The organism is Fibrella arboris (genome assembly GCF_041321095.1).
Taxonomy (GTDB): domain Bacteria; phylum Bacteroidota; class Bacteroidia; order Cytophagales; family Spirosomataceae; genus Fibrella; species Fibrella arboris.
On record NZ_JBGGWE010000011.1, the window covers coordinates 74,734 to 92,549 of the forward strand.

General features: G+C 52.1%; 16 protein-coding genes. 8 read left to right on the top strand and 8 right to left on the bottom strand.

From position 1 onward, the window contains the following. Positions 1-12 precede the first annotated feature (12 nt). Positions 13-2,883: a TonB-dependent receptor gene (locus tag ACAW75_RS18785; protein WP_370730286.1), complete on the bottom strand. Its 2,871-nt coding sequence runs from the start codon at positions 2,881-2,883 to the stop codon at positions 13-15. Between the two features lie 217 nt (positions 2,884-3,100). Here ACAW75_RS18785 and ACAW75_RS18790 point away from each other — a divergent pair, with 217 nt between their 5' ends. Further along, the gene (locus ACAW75_RS18790; protein ID WP_370730287.1) at positions 3,101-4,798 is read left to right on the top strand and encodes a glycoside hydrolase family 10-like protein; all 1,698 of its coding nucleotides are present in this window, start codon (positions 3,101-3,103) and stop codon (positions 4,796-4,798) included. A gap of 13 nt (positions 4,799-4,811) precedes the next feature. Here ACAW75_RS18790 and ACAW75_RS18795 read toward each other — a convergent pair whose 3' ends face one another. Then, a complete protein-coding gene (locus ACAW75_RS18795) occupies positions 4,812-6,044 on the bottom strand; it encodes a 4-hydroxy-3-methylbut-2-enyl diphosphate reductase (RefSeq protein WP_370730288.1) in 1,233 nt (410 codons plus the stop codon). Positions 6,045-6,265: 221 nt separating this feature from the next. Between ACAW75_RS18795 and ACAW75_RS18800 the strand changes: the two genes are divergently transcribed. Next, positions 6,266-7,747 carry a M20/M25/M40 family metallo-hydrolase gene (locus tag ACAW75_RS18800; RefSeq protein WP_370730289.1) on the top strand — a complete coding sequence of 494 codons (1,482 nt, stop codon included), beginning with the start codon at positions 6,266-6,268 and terminating at the stop codon, positions 7,745-7,747. 379 nt (positions 7,748-8,126) lie between these two features. Then, a complete protein-coding gene (locus tag ACAW75_RS18805) occupies positions 8,127-9,188 on the top strand; it encodes an App1 family protein phosphatidate phosphatase (RefSeq protein ID WP_370730290.1) in 1,062 nt (353 codons plus the stop codon). A 7-nt stretch (positions 9,189-9,195) separates the two neighbouring features. On the opposite strand, the gene ACAW75_RS18810 is transcribed toward ACAW75_RS18805, so the two are convergent. Both ACAW75_RS18810 and ACAW75_RS18815 read right to left on the bottom strand, forming a co-directional pair. Further along, positions 9,196-10,128 (bottom strand): hypothetical protein, encoded by a 933-nt coding sequence (locus ACAW75_RS18810; RefSeq protein ID WP_370730291.1) that lies wholly within the window; start codon positions 10,126-10,128, stop codon positions 9,196-9,198. A gap of 71 nt (positions 10,129-10,199) precedes the next feature. Then, positions 10,200-10,487: a hypothetical protein gene (locus tag ACAW75_RS18815; RefSeq protein ID WP_370730292.1), complete on the bottom strand. Its 288-nt coding sequence runs from the start codon at positions 10,485-10,487 to the stop codon at positions 10,200-10,202. Between the two features lie 119 nt (positions 10,488-10,606). Between ACAW75_RS18815 and arfB the strand changes: the two genes are divergently transcribed. Continuing rightward, complete coding sequence (gene arfB, locus ACAW75_RS18820) at positions 10,607-11,008, top strand: alternative ribosome rescue aminoacyl-tRNA hydrolase ArfB (RefSeq protein WP_370730293.1); 402 nt, start codon at positions 10,607-10,609, stop codon at positions 11,006-11,008. A gap of 119 nt (positions 11,009-11,127) precedes the next feature. Here arfB and ACAW75_RS18825 read toward each other — a convergent pair whose 3' ends face one another. From ACAW75_RS18825 to ACAW75_RS18840, 4 genes are all read right to left on the bottom strand, one after another. Next, a complete protein-coding gene (locus ACAW75_RS18825; RefSeq protein ID WP_370730294.1) occupies positions 11,128-12,048 on the bottom strand; it encodes a rhomboid family intramembrane serine protease in 921 nt (306 codons plus the stop codon). A 92-nt stretch (positions 12,049-12,140) separates the two neighbouring features. Next, positions 12,141-12,929 (bottom strand): rhomboid family intramembrane serine protease, encoded by a 789-nt coding sequence (locus tag ACAW75_RS18830; RefSeq protein WP_370730295.1) that lies wholly within the window; start codon positions 12,927-12,929, stop codon positions 12,141-12,143. Between the two features lie 32 nt (positions 12,930-12,961). Next, positions 12,962-15,040: a DNA mismatch repair endonuclease MutL gene (gene mutL / locus ACAW75_RS18835; RefSeq protein WP_370730296.1), complete on the bottom strand. Its 2,079-nt coding sequence runs from the start codon at positions 15,038-15,040 to the stop codon at positions 12,962-12,964. Positions 15,041-15,081: 41 nt separating this feature from the next. Beyond that, entirely contained in the window at positions 15,082-15,900 is an 819-nt protein-coding gene (locus ACAW75_RS18840) for an enoyl-CoA hydratase/isomerase family protein (RefSeq protein ID WP_370730420.1), read from the bottom strand. An 81-nt stretch (positions 15,901-15,981) separates the two neighbouring features. On the opposite strand from ACAW75_RS18840, the gene ACAW75_RS18845 reads away from it, so the two are divergent. The 4 genes from ACAW75_RS18845 (at position 15,982) to ACAW75_RS18860 (ending at position 17,816) form a co-directional block, all read left to right on the top strand. Then, on the top strand, positions 15,982-16,281 hold the full coding sequence (locus ACAW75_RS18845; RefSeq protein ID WP_370730297.1) for a TIGR03643 family protein: 300 nt from the start codon (positions 15,982-15,984) through the stop codon (positions 16,279-16,281). Positions 16,282-16,457: 176 nt separating this feature from the next. Further along, positions 16,458-16,919, top strand: a complete 462-nt coding sequence (locus tag ACAW75_RS18850) for an Lrp/AsnC family transcriptional regulator (RefSeq protein WP_207329532.1) — start codon at positions 16,458-16,460, stop codon at positions 16,917-16,919. Between the two features lie 232 nt (positions 16,920-17,151). Beyond that, positions 17,152-17,415 (top strand): DUF8507 family protein, encoded by a 264-nt coding sequence (locus ACAW75_RS18855; RefSeq protein WP_370730298.1) that lies wholly within the window; start codon positions 17,152-17,154, stop codon positions 17,413-17,415. Next, positions 17,412-17,816 carry a putative toxin-antitoxin system toxin component, PIN family gene (locus ACAW75_RS18860; protein ID WP_370730299.1) on the top strand — a complete coding sequence of 135 codons (405 nt, stop codon included), beginning with the start codon at positions 17,412-17,414 and terminating at the stop codon, positions 17,814-17,816. Before ACAW75_RS18855 ends, ACAW75_RS18860 begins: the two co-directional genes overlap by 4 nt.

Below are 17,816 nucleotides of genomic sequence, written 5' to 3' on the forward strand. Positions count from 1 at the left end.
AAATCTTGGACATCAGGGCACAACTACCCGGCGTCCGAACGTATAAATGGCGGATACTGTGTAGTAACTACCCCGGCGGAATGAACGGCGAATCTGATCAGCGCTGGCGGTTTGTGAGGCTACATCTGAACCGATCTTACCATCACGGTTAAAGTCTTCGGATAGCTGGAACGGTTGATTAAGCACATCCTGGATGCCTAACCGCAGTTCAATCCGGTTATTGAATGTCTTCGTCAGGTTAAGATCCACAACGTGGCGGGGCATCTCGTAAATGGTAGGTACGTCTACGTTACCCACGGCAAAAATCCGCTGGCCAAATACGTTGTAAAGGATATTTCCTTGCCAGCCCGATTTAGGAGCAGCATAGTATGCACCCAGGTTCAGCAAATAAGGCGATTGGCCTGCCAGGGGGCGGGCGGCCGATGTTAGGCCACGGTACTGTTGAATTTCGCCACCTAAATCGGGAGCCGTGATCACATCCCCTACGTCGACGCGGCTCTTGATCAGTGACAGGTTACCAACAACCGTCAGGTTCTTCAAAAACTCACTAGCCGACTCCTGGAATCCTTTCCGAATTTCTATTTCAACGCCGTAGTTCTGAGCCGATTGAGCATTCATGAACGTGTACGAAAGCACGTTTGGATTCAACAGCAGCAATGACTCAATGGGGTTACGAAAATGCTTATAGAAACCCGTTACTGAAATAAGCTCGCCCGGAGTCGGGTAAAATTCCCACTTGGCATCCACGTTTTGAATGGTGGCCGTTGTCAGCGTCGTATTTCCCCGGATGGTGGCCAGTAAGCTGAAATCGTAGTATTCGAATGGCGCGATCTCCCGGAACTCGGGCCGGTTAATGGTTGCCGAATAGGCAAGACGGAAGTTGGTGCGATCCGAAACCTTATAAGTCAGGTTCAACGATGGTAGGGGACTGAATATCCGGTTAGACACCAGCCGCTGGTCAAGGCCGGCAATGGTAGCCCGTAGGCTTTGGTCGTTGTATTCGCCTCGGAAACCTATGGTCAGGTTCGTGCGGGTTCCCAGATAAACATCGCCACTGACGTACCCGGCATAGTAGGTGTTCAGGCCCCGGTACGAGTCTACATCACGGGTACCATCGCGCAGGGTCAAGCCACTCGATCCGTTTACGTTGGCTGCCGTAAAGGCTGAGCCAATATCACTATTCCGGGCGGTTAGTGAATTTTCGCCTACAGGAACGTACCCGTAAAAGCGGGCATTGAAATCGCGGTTTTTTTGTTCGTAATAAACGCCCGCCTTAATCCGGTTAGGCTCGCGATCGGTTGGACCACCGAATGTATGCTCGTAGTTGGCAACGCCCGAGTAAACAAGTTCTTTAAGGCGTGAATAGAAACGGCCCGTTTCTGTGGCGGTAGGATCCTGAGGCGTTACAATGGTGAATGGGCCGGCGGTACCTATAGCGCGGGTTGAGCGCGCACGACGCCAGTCAGGCTCCCAGCGGCCCGTATACCCGAAGCTACCGATCCAGTTCACTTTCGTCAATTCATTAACGGTATGCTCACCGGCCAGTTGCGTAGTCAGGATGCTCCGGTTTTCGAATCGCTCGGAGTAAGCTCGTACATCATTGTTATCGCTTAGGTTCTGCCCTTCCCGAACGGTAGTCTCCGTACTGCTCAACTGATTGAACAGCGTTTTCCACTCGAGATTAAAGAGCGGCGAAATCCGGGCCGACCAGTTATTCAGAATACCTAGGCGCGTTCCCCGACTATATGTTGCGTCGTTGTACTTCTGAGCAGCAGAGTTAGCAACGGGAGAGTTTCCATACAACCGTTGGTCTACGTTGGCAAACTGATTCGTCATCGCGTAGTTAATACTGGTCAGATTACTCATCCGTATAGTGCCAATATCGAACCGGCGACCCGTGTTCAGGGCAAAGCGAATATCAGGCGACACCGTAGTTTGCTGCAAGGCCCAGTTGTTGGGCAGTAATTGGGCGTAAGAAGCACGTTGCAGCGAACCCAGGTTATTGAACGTACCTGAGTTGGAAGGAAAGCTAGTTGGTAGTAGCTGATCCCGATCCCATAGTCCCAACCAGTTTAAGCCACCACGTTCATGCGTTTGAACAGCTTGGCCCGTTGTGCTTCCCCGATAGCCAATTGTTACCCCAGCATCGAGGAAATTCTGTTCGGGGCGTCGCTTTGTGTAGATCTTAATGGCGCCACCGGCGAAATCGCCTGGCAGTTCAGCCAGACCGGTTTTATAGACAATCATCCGGTCGATGATGTTGCTCGGAACCAGGTCGAATGAAAATGAACGGGTATCTACTTCCGTCGATGGCGTGATGACGTCGTTAATGAGCACCGAGTTGTACCGGGCACCCATGCCCCGGATCAGCACAAACCGGTTATCGACGATACTAACGCCGGGTACGCGACGAATGGCAGCGGCGGCATCACGGTCTTGCGATTTCTGAATCTGCTGGGCCGATACACCCACGGCCATTGCCTTGATCTGCTTGATCTCAGTGACAACGGCAATTTCGGTGTTGGTTGTCCGGCCAGCTTTTACAACCACTTCCTGGAGTGATTTGCTATCCTCGACTAATTCGGTTTCCAGCACCGTGGCATTTCCCGATTCAATCCTGACGTTTGGAATCGACTTGGTAGCGTACGACACGTAGCTGATCTGAACCGTGTGTGTACCCGCCGGTACTTTGCTTAACTCAAACTGACCGTTAATGTCGGTGCTGCCGCCCATTGGCGTAGCCAGACCCATTATCTGTACGGTGGCTCCGATAACGGCTTCGTTAGTTTTCCCATCACGAATGGTACCTCGCAGGATACCCGTCTGGGAAAAGGCGCTCACTGATAAGCATAAAAGTGAACAGATAAGTAGTAGATGTTTCATATTGGCGTTGATCCGTTTTAGAATCATGCCGCAAAACTACCGGGGCACTGTTACCTCAGTGTTACGTGAAGGTTACGGGTACATTATGATTAAACCAACGTACCCGCCAACTTGTCTAAGCTATAAATAGCTGACAATCAAGCCTGTTTATTTTTCTCCTCAACAACATTTCGTCATCTAGTATCTTAGCCATAGAATCGACTGTATACTCTCTATTATGCGTACCGTTTATCGTATCGGGCTAGTGCTCATCCTCGTGTTTAGTTTACTTCGCTGCCATCGGGCTACTAAGTCAGGTGGATCAACACGGGTCCTTGTCAGCACGCCGTCGGTTTCCACTGTCGTTTCGCCGCCTACGCCAGCCACTATCGCTGTCGCCAAAATCCCCCCCCGTCCGGCGCCGGTTTTCGATACACTTCTGCTTGAACCCCCATTGGACCCAGGCGCAACCCCACTCAAACGCGAGTTCCGGGCGGTCTGGATTGCCACGGTCGACAATATTGACTGGCCCAGCAAAAAGGGGCTACCCGTTGTCGACCAGCAGCGTGAGTTTGTGGAATTGCTCGATATGAGTCAGCAAACCGGGCTGAATGCGGTGGTTGTTCAGGTACGTGCCGCTGCCGATGCCTTTTACGCTAAGAGCGCCGAACCCTGGTCAGAATGGCTGACAGGCCAACAGGGCCTGGCCCCCGATCCCTTTTATGATCCCATGGAATTCATGATTCGCGAGGCCCGTTCCCGTAACCTCGAGTTTCACGCCTGGCTAAACCTCGACCGGGCCACGTTCAGTAAAACGGCCAGCGTTGCCCCGACCAACATCAGCTATCAGCGGCCTGGCTGGATGGTTGATTATGGCGGCCGTAAGTTGTTCAACCTCGGCCTACCCGAGGTGCGGGCTTATGTGGCCGGAACGGTAGCGAATATTGTTCGCAACTACGATATAGATGGCATTCACTTCGACGACTACTTCTATCCGTTTGGCGCGGTGGGGCAATCGTTTGCCGATGGCGTGGCTTTTCAGACCTATAATCCAGACAAGCTACCCATTGACGACTGGCGGCGGCAAAACATTGACAAGCTCATCCGGCAGATTGGTGATTCCGTTCATGCGGTGAAGCCATGGGTGAAGTTTGGCGTTAGTCCATTCGGCATCTGGAAAAATCAGAAGAGTGACCCCGACGGTTCAGTCACCTTTGGCGGGCAGGCGTATTATGATCTTTACGCTGATATTCGCCGGTGGGCGCGTGAAGACTGGGTCGACTATATGGTGCCGCAAATTTACTTTTCAACCCGCTTCGACCGGGCCAACTACAAAACCCTGGTGGACTGGTGGGTGAAAAACCGGGGCAACCATCACCTGTATATTGGGCAGGGCGCTTACCGGCTGGGCAAGACTACTAAAACGGACACCGGCTGGGGAGAGGCCAGCCAACTGGCCGATCAGATGCGGCACAACCGCCAGTATGCCGACGTAACAGGCAGCGTTTTTTTCAGTGCAAAATCGTTGAAAACAAACATGGCAAACAGCCGTGATTCGTTGCGGCTGAATTTCTACCAGTATCCCGCCCTGATTCCAACCATGTCCTGGCTCGACGCTACGCCACCCGGACAGCCCCAGAATCTGAAAGCGGCCCCGGCTGTTGACGGTGTTGAATTATTCTGGCAGGAGCCAGCGCAGGCCACCGAACTCGATCGCGTACGTTGCTACGTGATTTACCGCACCGATGGCGTCCGCCTACCCCGCACCACCGATCCTCGCCGCATACTGACCATCTGCCGCCCCGAAGAAGGCAACCGCCTCGTTGACCGCACCGCCGACCCGAAGAAAAAGTATACCTACGTGATCACCGCCCTGGACCGCCTGCATAACGAAAGCGCAGGTAGCACACTGGTGTATAAGGGAGGGTTTAACTAGCTCATAAGTTCGCCTACCTGAACGCCGCCATCACCTCCTCTACCGATTTGGCGTCAGGAAAAGCGGCGACAAGCCGGTTGAGTACGCCTTCAACAATGGCATCAGGGCAAGAGGCCCCGCAGGTTAGTAGTATGGTAACGGGTCGGCTAGTCGGTATGTAGTCTTCCGTGACCAGTTCCTGCTTCGTGTGCAGGTTATAGTGGCTGATCAGTTTATCAGACAGGATCTTCCGGTCTGACTCGATGAAATAGGTAGTCAGCTTCTCTTCGCAAAGCTCAACAATGTGCTGTGTGTTCGAGGAGTTATAGCCACCTGCAACCACGGCAAAATCGGCTGGGTACGTTAGTAAGGCGTATGTCGCGTCCTGGTTATCATTGGTGGCGTAGCAGAGCGTATCGCGTGTGTTGGCGAAATGTTCTTCCACCATAGCCGACCCTTCTTCGAGTCCGTAATGATCGATCATTACCTGCTTCAGATAATCGGCAATACCCTGCGTGTCAGAGGCCAGCATGGTTGTCTGATTGACTACTCCAATCCGGCGCAGGTCGCGGGTCGGGTCAAAACCAGCCGAGTATTGCCCGGCAAATTCGGTAAAGAAATCAGCGGCAGGCTGCTCACCAGTCATGTACCTGGCCAGTTGCTGCGTCTGCTTCATGTCGTTGACCACCACCGTTGGCGCGCCTTCTTTACTGTGCGAAAAGGTAGCCCGCGTTTCTTCATGTGTCGGTTTGCCGTGAACAACGACCGTATACGCCTTTTGCCCAATCTGACTGGCCTTATTCCACACCTTTTCCACAAACGGGCAGGTGGTGTCGTAGGTTGCCACGTCGAGTCCGATGGCAGCCAGTTCGCGTTGCGTTTCCAGGGTGGTGCCAAAGGCCGGAATAATCACCACGTCGGCGGGCGTCAGTTCGCTGAATGGAATCAGTGGCTTACCCAGGGTATCAAGCAGAAAGCGAACACCCCGGCTTTGTAGATCAGCGTTTACATCGGGGTTATGAATCATCTCGCTCAGCAGAAAAATGCGCTTATCCGGATTTTCGGCAATGGCCCGGTAGGCAATTTCGATGGCATTCTCAACGCCGTAACAGAAACCGAAATGCCGGGCTATCTGGAACCGTACAGGCCCAAAATCGAGCGTCGTGGGCGTAAAGTCACGCTTTAGCTTATCTTTCCGTCGCCGATACTCCTTTAATGGGGTAATGATTGTACTTCGGTAGTAAGCGGGGATATCGAATGATTTCATATACTTTGGCGAACGGCAGCCTGGGTTGTAAGCCGATGACCAGCGGCGCAAAGGTACAGCTAGCCGTCTATACCAAGAACAATCCCCTTTTAGCCTTTGTTCGTAGGTACGTTGCCTATACAGAAAGTCACCTGGTTGAAACCGTTTACGCCTTTTTTGCAGCAACAGAAGCGCCTCTATTTTTCGTATATTTAACTCATAACTAGCTAGTCCCTGTCTTAATGAGACAACTCTTTACCTTCTTATTTGTAGCGGTCGGCACGCTGGCCGCAACCGCCTTCACTGAACCACTAAAGCCCTCGCTCGACAAGGTTTTCGGGCGGATCAATCAGGAGGTTCTCCAGCACAGTCAGGCTTATGAAACCCTGGCGGATGCATCGCAACGAATTGGCCATCGGCTAACAGGTAGCCCCAACGGCGCCAAAGCCGAAGAATACGCCTTCACTCTGTTGAAACAATATGGGTTCAAAGATGTCCGGTACGAAAGCTTCGAGGTTGAATCGTGGATGCGCGATACCTGCACGCTCACGATTGTTCCAAACAAGTCGGATAATTTCCGGCAGGTAAACGTGGTGTCGCTGGCCCACTCGCCCGTTGATGCCCACGTGCGTGGCGAGATCATCGACGTTGGCAACGGATTGGAAGGCGACTACGCTGCCCTGAAAGACCAGATAAAAGGTAAGATCGTGCTCGTCAACATTGGGTTATCTACGCCTACGAAAGGAGCACGGAACCTGCACCGGTCAGAAAAAACAGCGCTGGCCATTCAGCACGGTGCCACGGGCGTCATTATGGTCAATCTGGTACCGGGCAACGTTCTGCTGACGGGCACGGCATCTGTTACAGGTAAGCTGATTCCCATTCCATCGGTGTGTATTGCTTATGAAAGCGGAGTTGCGCTGCGCAAGTGGATGGCCGAAGAACATACCGACCGCCTCCACGCGATGATCGACATGTCGAACTTCAGCAAGAAGATCAAGGCACGAAACGTAGTCGCCACCTTACCCGGCTCTAAACTCTCCAACGAGAAAATCGTGATTGGGGGTCACCTCGATTCGTGGGATCTGGCAACGGGGGCTATCGACAACGGCATTGGCTCGTTCTCGGTGATGGATATTGCCCGCACCTTCAAAGCGTTGAAACTGAAACCCCGCCGTACGGTCGAGTTTGTCTTGTTTATGGGCGAAGAACAGGGGCTGCTGGGTTCACGGGCTATGACCGAATCCTACAAACGCTCCGGGCAGTTAGATCAGGTACGTTATATGATGAACCTCGACATGACCAACAACCCCGTTGGGATCAACGCCTTTGGCCGCGACGATATGATGCCGCTGCTAAAATCTATCGGCGACCTCATTCAGCAAACCGATGCCGGCTTTACCAATACGCAGGAAAATCGCGCTGGACTACATTCCGACCATCAGCCGTTTATGATTGAAGGCGTCCCTATTGTGGGCATGAACGGTAACCTCGCCCGCGACGTGTTAGATTGCTACCACGCCAACTGCGACCGCCTAAACCTGGTCAATAAAGAACAGCTTAAGAATACCGTTCGGTATAGTGCCATGGTACTATATGCGCTGGCCGATGCAGAAGACCTGCCCGCCCGCCGGTTCGATGATACCAGGACCCGCGATTACCTGATTGCACAGGGACTACGCACGCCCCTGCAAATCGCTAACGAGTGGCGTTGGAAAGAATAAGCTTATTTGTTGAGGAATTCGTTACCAGTGAAGCGTCGGCTCGTCTAATCAATGATATGAACATCTGATAGCCTAAACAAGTATCAGCAAAGTAGCCTTACCGCTCACATGATGTAGGGCGATTAACGCTACCGTTCAGGAAATTAGTTAACCGCTGGTAGGCGCATTTACGCTGTCGTAAGTACTTATGCCTATCTTTGCCATCATCACGCAGACGATTATGACTCAGGCCTTACAACGAATGATAAACAATGTCCGCTACTTAATCTGGCTGGCTTTAACTGATCCCCTCGGCGAAGGTCAATAATTGATATCAGAATTTTCAGTATTTATTCCCGCCCACAAGGCGGGATTTTTTGTTAGTAGTCTATTCTCAACTATGAAACCGTATCAGATCATTTATTTTCGTGGCTTTGGCTCTCCCCACGCCGTTTGGCTCACCGGCCGGGTGCTGCGGCAAAACGAGCTTGCTTCACCTGTTGACCGGGCTCCCTTCTGGGAAAACCTGTCAGCCACCATCAGCCGCTTCCTGACCGATGAAGTAGGCGGCCTTACCGTCCGTATCGAGACATTCGGTCAGGTGTTCCGAACGGTGACCAATACCGATGGTTATTTTGATATCACCATTGACCCTAACATCGACTTACCCGCAGGCCGGGCCTGGTTTCCGGTCAGGTACGTACTGGAGGGCGTTGACCAACCGGTGGGTTATGAAGGCCCATCCGGGTCAGGTACACGTGAGGTTAGTAAAGACGGGCAGTTGATGATTGCGCCCGCCTACAGTCAGTTTGGTATCATCTCCGATATTGACGATACCGTTCTGGTAACAGGGGCTACCAATATCTGGCAAACACTAAAGCTGACGTTCCTGGAAAATGCGTTTACCCGAATGCCCTTTGCTGGTGTGTCTGCTTTTTACCGGGCCTTGCAAAGTGGTGCCGTAACGACCCTGTTCAATCCGCTCTATTTCGTTTCCAGTAGCCCCTGGAATATCTATGATCTGCTGATCGATTTTTTCCGAATTCAGGGGATTCCCAAAGGCCCGTTGCTATTGCGGGCGCTTGAATTCAGCCCAGAACTCGTATCGTCGCAAAGTCACCACACGCATAAACGAGCCATGATTGACAAGATCCTGGCGGTCAATCCCGATTTGCCGTTTGTTCTGTTAGGCGACAGCGGGCAGCAGGATCCAGAAATATATGCTGATGTGATCAGGGCTAATCCGGGACGAATCAAGGCGGCTTATATCCGCGACGTATCGCCCGAAGATCGCCGCGACGAGGCAGTCAGGCAATTGATTCAGGCAGCACTGGCCGACAACGTACCCATGTTATTGGTTTCCGACACGGTAGCCGCCGCTGAACATGCCGCAGGCCTCGGGCTGATAGACCCCGACACGTTACCTGAGATCAGGGCTGACCGCCAGGCCGACAAGCAGTAAGCGGGTATTACCTGATAATGAAAGTCAGGCTCAGATCGGCGTAATAAAGCAAGTTGGTCGGCAGTTCTTCGTCGGGATAGACTTTAACGGGTTTCACCAGGTGGTTGGTTAAGCCAAGCCGAAAGCCGGTGAAGGTCGCCCGCACAGGCAGGGTCAGGTCCAGCGCCATCAGGCCAAACCTGTCGGTCGTTGTTTCCGTCGCCGTAGTCGTGCCATTTCGTTTAGCCAGCAACCGTTGCTGGATTCTCAACAATCGACGCTCGGCTGCGGTGGTAGCGGCCGTCAGGGCAGTAGTGGTGGTTATGGCTGGCTGGTACAGGTTATAAACCGACGTTTCTGTACCGAAAACGGTGGTTATGGCCGGCACGCAACTGATTCGTTTAAGGCCTAGGGCTGAACCGGCAATCTTTTTGTAAATAAACGCAGACACCGACAGCCGAGACCGATGGGCCGTTGCGTTGCCGAACATGAGGTAATAATCGGCATTGGCCGCAAAAAGGGGACTGATCGTATAGCTAACCGACATGTTTCCACTGTAGGGCAGTAGATTTTGTTGGTTTTTCTGGCTCAGGATGGTCCGGCCTAGTTCGCCGGATACGGTAACGCGGCTACTAATAATGCCCAGATACCCTGCCGATAAGGCCGTGAGTTCATAATGAGGTTGACTCTGACTGAAATAATAGCCTGACAGGTCAGCGTAAAAGCCAGATTTTGCATAGTACGTTATGCTGGGTGTGCTCATCCACTCACGGACGCCAAATTCACGGCCCGAAAACACCGCCCGGCTGGTGTAGTTAATCCGCACGTTAATTTCCGACCTGGCTACCGAACCCGAAACGGGCGCACTGGGTTGGATAGAATCGGCAGGAAAGCAGGCGGCCCAGCCTCTGACACTCAGTAAAACAAGTTGCAGGCTCAGTAGACGTATACAATTCACCATAGCAGACGGTTAAACGAGCAACGCCCAGCTTGTTGGCCGGGCGCAGCTACCAGCTTTACCAACTTAGTTGACTAGCCGTTCTTTTTAGCCTGATGCCGCTCACGCTGCGCCTGGAGCCGCTCTTTCATCTTTTCACGCTGATCGGGAGTCATGTTGGCCATTTTCTCCTTCATTTTTTCACGCTGGGTTTCTCGGAATGCTTTGCGCTCTTCGGGAGTCATTGCGGCTAACTTTGCCTTCATTTCTTCCCGACGGGCAACACGCTCTTCTTTGGTCAGGTGAGGTTTTTCAGTTTGGGCAAAGGCCCCCGCCGACATACAGGTAGTTACCAGTACGACGGCAATAAAGCGAGTTTTCATTGTAGTAATTAGTTAGTGATCGGCCGGTTCGATTTAAACCTAAGCAATTTTACGCAACGAGCGACCATTTCCATAACTATTCTCTTGATTAATAGTAATTTAATAGAATCAGCAGGCGCATGAACCCCTCTTCGCTACACCCCGAACTCACCTTTCAGTTTGCCCGAAGCGGCGGAGCAGGTGGTCAGAACGTCAATAAAGTGGCGACCAAAGCCGAGCTCCGCTTCTCTGTGCGGGACTCGGCGCTACTTACCGACGAGCAACGTACCCAGTTGCTGCAGAAGCTAGCCAATAAGTTAACCAACGAAGGCGAGCTGGTGCTCACTCATCAGACCGAACGTACCCAGCTGGCAAACAAGGAAAAAGTCATCAAAAAGTTTGATCAGCTCATCATAAAAGCCTTTACTCTCCAGAAACCGCGCAAGGCCAGTAAGCCCTCCAAGGCATCCGTTGCCGAGCGGCTGGACGAAAAAAAGCGCCGCGCCGATATTAAATCAGCGCGGCGCAGGGTAGACGAATAGAGCGAAGTGATTGGTTTCAGGTTTCAGGTGTCAAGTTTCAGGTTTCAAGTTTCAGGTGCTTTGCTGGTTTACCATATGTATAGTCAGCAAAGCACCTGAAACCTGAAACTTGAAACCAATTACCCCTTCTGGCTGGCTCGGAATAACTTCTGTTTCTCTTCGCGGGTCAGGCTTTCGTAGCCCGATCGGCCAATCTTATCCAGAATAGCGTCGACCTCGTCCTGATCAGGCATGGATGAGGCGGGACTGGTACTGCCCACCGACGCATAAGCGCTGGCAGCTGTCTGGGTGCTCCGCTGCCGCTGCGATACTTTCACGGGAGGTTTGGTACGAAACAGGCTGTTCCAGCGGTCCATCAGCCAGTAAATGGGCCGGCCAAGGTCAGTACCAGCCTGTAACAGTTTGATATAGCTGAATCCGATGAGCGCCCCCCCCAGGTGAGCCAGGTTACCCCCGGCATTGATGCCTACAGAATTGAAAAAGGAGAGCACCACAAAGAACAGGACAATGTACTTGATGCGTACAGGTCCGATAAAGAGCAGATGAAATGTGTAGTTGGGCAATAATGTCGCCGCACCAACTGCTATCGAAAGTGCCGCACCCGATGCGCCCAGCAACGCTTGCCCACCCACCTGCGTACTGAAATAAGGAATGAGGTTATAGCTGGCAAAGTAACACAGGCCACCACCCAGCGCACCCAGAATGTACAGACCCACCAACCGGCGACTGCCCAGGTACTCTTCGATGAGCCGACCAAACCAGTATAGGAAAATCATATTCCAGAGAATATGGAACGGGTCTGCATGGGTAAACGCATAGGTCAGAACGGTCCACGGCTTTTTCAGCAGGGCCATGGGTGCCCACGGCATCATCAGCTGGTCGAGCACCCACTGATAAGCGGCCGTCTGGCCAGACAGTTTCGTAACTACCAATACCAGAATAACGGTTAAAAAAATAACCGTATTGATCAAAATCAACTGCACCAGCGTGTTGTTGGGCTTGTTGAATTCGGACTTAAAATCGTCTAATAGTCCGCTCATTGTATACTGGATTAATCGATGTGAGACATAGAAAGCAAGTCATAAGTGCTTGAGTTCGTTAATCAACTTACACTATTGTCTTACTTCATTTATTAGTAAAATGTTTTTCGTTGCGATCCCCAAAACTTGATAATGATATACGCAAATAGCATTCCGCCGATGTGTGCGAAATGGGCTACATTATCAGACTGCGCCCGGTAGATACCTGTATACACCTCCCAGATGGCGTACGCCCCTACTAAGTACTTCGCCTTGATAGGAAAGGGAATGAAAAGCATGAACAGTTCAGTATTCGGGAACAATAGGCCAAACGCCATAATGATGCCAAAAATTGCCCCTGACGCGCCCACCATTGGCGTATCGACCTGTTCACGCACGTAGGCGGATAAGTAGATGATACCTTGCTCAATATACGCTGGATTTGCCTTGTCGGCGTCAAATTTCTGGATAAAAGGCTCCAACGGGTCATAAATTGAGGGAGCGTGTTGATTGATGAATCCCAAAAACTCACCATTGGTTGGGTTAGCCCGGTACACCGTGAATCCGTCGACCAGGGCGGCGGTCTCGTAATAGTTTATGCCGAGGTATAGAGCCGCTGCGCCAAGGCCAGTCAGTAAATAAAATGTAAAAAAACGGCGCGGCCCCCAGAACTGTTCGAGCAGCGGACCAAAGATGATCAGCCCCAGCATGTTGCTGAACAAATGCCCAAAACCAGCGTGCATAAACAGGTGCGTGATGATCTGAATGGGGCTAAACTGATCGGATAACACCGAATGCAGGGCAAACCGATTAATGGTGGCCTCGCTCATCGAAGAGGTCAGAAAAAAGACCCCGACGTTGATCAGCAGCAACATGCGTACCGTAGGCGTAATGTTAAACATAGTGTACTAAATGAATGGGGTTTATGTATTCGTCAACCCTTGAGCAGGCCCGACAGTTTATCGAGTGTTAAAAGCGAGGTAATTGCTTCGCCACCGGGCGTATAACTTGGGTTTACTGAGGCAAACAACTGATCCACCAGCGCCCGCCGTTCCGTTTGGGTCAGCGGTTTCTGGTGCCGCGACGCCGACCGTCGGGCCAGCGATCGGGCCAGCGCCTCTGACCGGTCTAACTTCATACGGCCCGTGTCTTCCCGAAGTTGCGCCAGCAGGTTGGCAAATAATTCTTCTTCCCGTTCATCAGCTGTTTGGGCAGGCACACCACGAATAACGAACGTGTTCGCGCCCAGCTCGTCGAACTGGAAGCCGAGACTCTCTAGATCCGTGCGGAGATCGAGCCCCAGCTGATAATCAACGGCCGATACGGCAACTGTTTTCGGAAACAGCAGTTGTTGCGACGCGCCGTTGCGTTTGGTGAGCGCCGTATGAAACTGGTCGTAAAGGATTCGCTCATACGCCGCCCGCTGGTCGATCAGCAATACGCCCGACTTCACGGTTGTCAGCAAAAACCGGTTTTTTACCTGAATGACAGCCGTCTCTACTTCGTCGGTAAGCCGCTCGGTGGTATCGGCGATTTTATTGGCACGGCTGCCCATCGTCACGGGCGCGTCGGCAGTTACCGGCGTCGGCGTACCGGAGCGGCCAGCCGTGGGTGCATTCGCTGTCGTCGACTGGTTATCAGACGTACCTGCAGCCGGAGCCATGGCGGGTGCAGCATCGAGCCAGTTTACATCGCCACCAACCGGCGCGTCTGCCCTGGCAGCAGGCGACTCTTTCCCGGATGCGTCAAAGAGAGCCTGCCAGTTCTGGTGAGTTAGTTTTTTAGGGGATTCGTGATGCGCTGGAACCGGTGGCCGGTTGTCGGCACCACGGTCGGTGGGCGGAGCGGGTGCCTTTGCCCACGACGGCGTGATTGGCCGGGCGTTGGGCAGTTCACCACTTCCACCCGACGAACCGGACCGGGCGTCTGGAGCAAAGTGTTTCCCAATAGCATCGCTGCCCCCATTACTGCCCCGGCCAGCCAGAAAATTCACGTCCAGTTCAAAATCAAGCGAGGGCGACAGGTTATATACGCCGATTGCCTTCCGAACGGCGGCCATCACAATGGCATAGATAGACCGTTCGTCGTCGAACTTGATTTCTGTTTTAGTTGGGTGAATGTTGATGTCGATGTGCGACGGGTCGATCTCAATAAACAGCACGTAGAATGGATGATGGCCATCGGGGATCGTTCCCTCGTAGGCCCCCACCACCGCATGATGCAGGTAATTGTGTTTGATATAGCGGTTATTGACGAAGAAATACTGCTCATTCCGCGTTTTCTTGGCCGACTCAGGTTTGCCGATGTAGCCATGCACGGATACATAAGGCGTTTCTTCGTCGCAGGCCGCCAGTTGTTCCCGGTAGCCTTTCCCGAACATATCCACAATGCGCCGGCTAAGTTTGCCGGCCGACAAGTTGAATACTTCCTGATCGTTATGGAATAGCGAGAAACCCACTTCAGGATTCGCCAGGGCCACCCGCTGAAACTCGTCGATAATGTGGCGCATCTCGACCGAATTGGACTTCAGGAAGTTTCGCCGCGCCGGTACGTTGAAGAACAGGTTTTTCACAAGCAGATTCGTGCCCGGCAGGCACGAGACGGCCTCCTGCGCCTTGATGTCGGAGCCTTCGATACGCACCAACGTACCCAGCTCATCATCGGCGCGGCGCGTCCGCATCTCTACCTGCGCCACGGCGGCAATAGAGGCCAAAGCCTCGCCCCGAAACCCCATCGTGCGGATCTTGAACAGATCATCGGACGTGCGGATTTTCGAGGTGGCATGGCGTTCAAAGCTCATCCGGGCGTCGGTTTCGGTCATGCCTTTGCCATCGTCGATGACCTGCACCAGTGTCCGGCCGGCATCACGCACAACCAGTTGCACCGATTTGGCGCCGGCATCAACGGCGTTCTCCAGTAGTTCTTTCACCACCGAAGCCGGGCGCTGTACGACCTCACCAGCTGCGATCTGGTTGGCAATCGAATCGGGTAAAAGCTGGATGATATTCTGCATAAAAAGGTAACAGGCAAACCACAAAAATAGTCTCCTGAAATTTACTGATTCTGCCAGTTTGGTGAACGTTTTTCGAGGAACGCCGCCATGCCTTCGCGCGCATCGGCCGTCTGCTGAATCTGGGAAAACTGGTCGTACAGGAAGGCCTGTTGCTCACTGGCAGGCAATTCTTTGAGGCGTTGGTAGGCCGCCAATCCGAGGCGTAAGGCTGTTGGGGAAACCTGCTTCAACTCGGCAACCAATTGGGCTACAGCCGCCGCCAGTCTGTCGGGGGCCACCACCTGCGTTACCAGTCCTGTGTCTAGTGCCTCGTTGGCGGTTAAGGACTTTCCGCGCAGACACAGATCGAGGGCTTTCCGGGCGGGCATCAGGTTTAGCAACACGGCCAGCACCTGAAAAGGAAACAGCCCCCGCTTTACTTCGGGCAGCGAAAACGTAGCAGAATCTGTCGCCACGGCGTATGTAGCACTGCCCACCAGCAAAAAGCCTCCCGCATAGACAGCTCCCTGAATCTGGGCGATACAGGGTTTATGCAGACCTGCCATCAGTTCAGCTATCCGAATGGGGCCGTCTGGCTCAGGTACGTTCAGCGGCTCAACTACGCCTGCGCTAATCGCTTTCAGGTCCATCCCGGCGCAGAACACATCGCCGGTTGCGGCCAGTACCACTAGCCAGACGTCGGGTGTATGCTGTGCGTAGGCCAGGGCAAACGCCAGTTCGGCCAGCAGTGGCGGGTTCAGCGCGTTTTTCTTCTCCGGCCGGTTCAACGTCAGCGTCAGCACATGATCGGTCTGATCAACGAGCAGGTAGCGTAGCGAGCGGGTTGGCAAGTCGGCCGTTTGGATGGGTGTGTAGGGCATAGTAGTCATACGTATAAAGTCGCCAGTCTGGATAGTTTGTTTATTCACAACCCAATGGCAAAAATCCTGGTTTATTTAGGTATGAACACAAACCAACCTATTCTTTCTCAGATTGACCTTGACCGTGTAGTCGAAATGGCCTGGGAAGACCGTACCCCGTTCGATGCAATCGAGGGTCAATTCGGTTTAAGTGAGCAGCAGGTGATCGAAGTGATGCGCCATGAAATGAAAGCAGCCTCGTTCAGAATGTGGCGGGCACGGGTACAGGGGCGTAAGACCAAGCATGCCGCTAAATCACCTGTGTTCGAAGAAGGGAGTGAACCACGATTCCGATCAAAAAGCCAGCGAACCATCACGCACAACAAACTATCGAAGCGATAATTCAGTGAAAAAATTAGACAATTCTATTCCCAATATTCTGCGGTTAATTTGCCATTAACCAAATTTTTATTTTCTAATTACGCATAAAAGCGGCACGATTTTAGAATATATTCGTTAACGTCCGTAGCTTTGTACGACCAAAAACGTAAACGTTCTTAAGACAAACCCTGTCGCTAATGAAACTCGACCAGATCGACCGCAAGGTTCTAGATATTCTTCAATCGAACGCTAAGATCACCAATGCCCAACTCTCTAAAGAGATTGGCCTCTCCCCCGCCCCCACACTCGAACGCGTAAAAAAATTAGAAACGTCGGGTATTATTCAAAGCTACCACGCTCAACTCGACCGCGAGAAGGTGGGCCTTGGTGTTACTACCTTTGTGATGGTTAACCTGGTAGGTCACAAAAAGATGGTTACCGACTCGTTTGTCGCGCGGGTAAATGAAATCCCTGAGATCATCGAATGTCATCACATTACCGGTTCAGGCGATTTTTTATTGAAAGTAATTTCGCACGACATTGCCTCGTACCAGAAACTGATGCTCGAAATCATCAACGAGATTGAAGAGGTGGCCAGCACCCAGTCAATGGTAATCCTGTCTACCTTCAAGGAAAGCAAAGTCATGCCAATTCCATGATCAGTTAACAGGGGTTAATTATCAACAATAATGGCTCTGCCACAGTATGTAACAAGCTGTAGCAGAGCCATTATTGTTGATAACTGGCCACTGATCACCACTAACTGATCAACTTATTCCAGCACCGACAGTATCACCGTGGCGTAGTAGAAGCCGCCGACAAATGGGCCGGCAGCGGGTAACGTACCTATCTACTCTCTTTTGCTTATTTTTACGGTCAAAAAACACGATCATGAGTGCTTTTCAAACGCCGTTGAGCAATGCTCAGATTGAATTGCTGGATTTATTTGCGCTCCAACTGCCCGACGAGACATTGGGCGAGTTGAAGCAGCTACTCCTTGAGTTCAAATTCAATCTGTTAGACAAACTGGCGAATGAAGAATGGACTGCTAAAGAAATGACCCAGCAATCAGTCACTGATCGTCTTGAGAGCCATTACCGTACAACCTACACAGCACAAACACGCTTTAGGCAACAGCGTCCAGAAGGCGAATGACCATTGTATTAGACACCAATGTGCTATTGGCCTGTTATTCACCAAAGTCAAGTTTTTACCCTATCTGGCAAGCATTTCGCCAGCAACGGTACGCCTTGTGTGTGACAACTGACATTCTTAGCGAATACGCCGAAGTTCTCACCCAGCACGCTACACCTGCTATTTCCAACCTTATTCTGGACATCATTCTGCAAAGCCCAAACACACTACTAGTTACCAAGCATTTCTTCTGGCAACTGATTGAAGCTGACCCTGATGACAACAAATTTGTTGACTGTGGTCTAATTGCCAATGCAGACTTCATCGTCACGGAGGACCGGCATTTTGACGTTTTAAAGGCTAAGTCTTTCCCAACTATAAGCACCCTGAAGGCAGCCGACTTTTTGCAGAGGCTGGCCTGA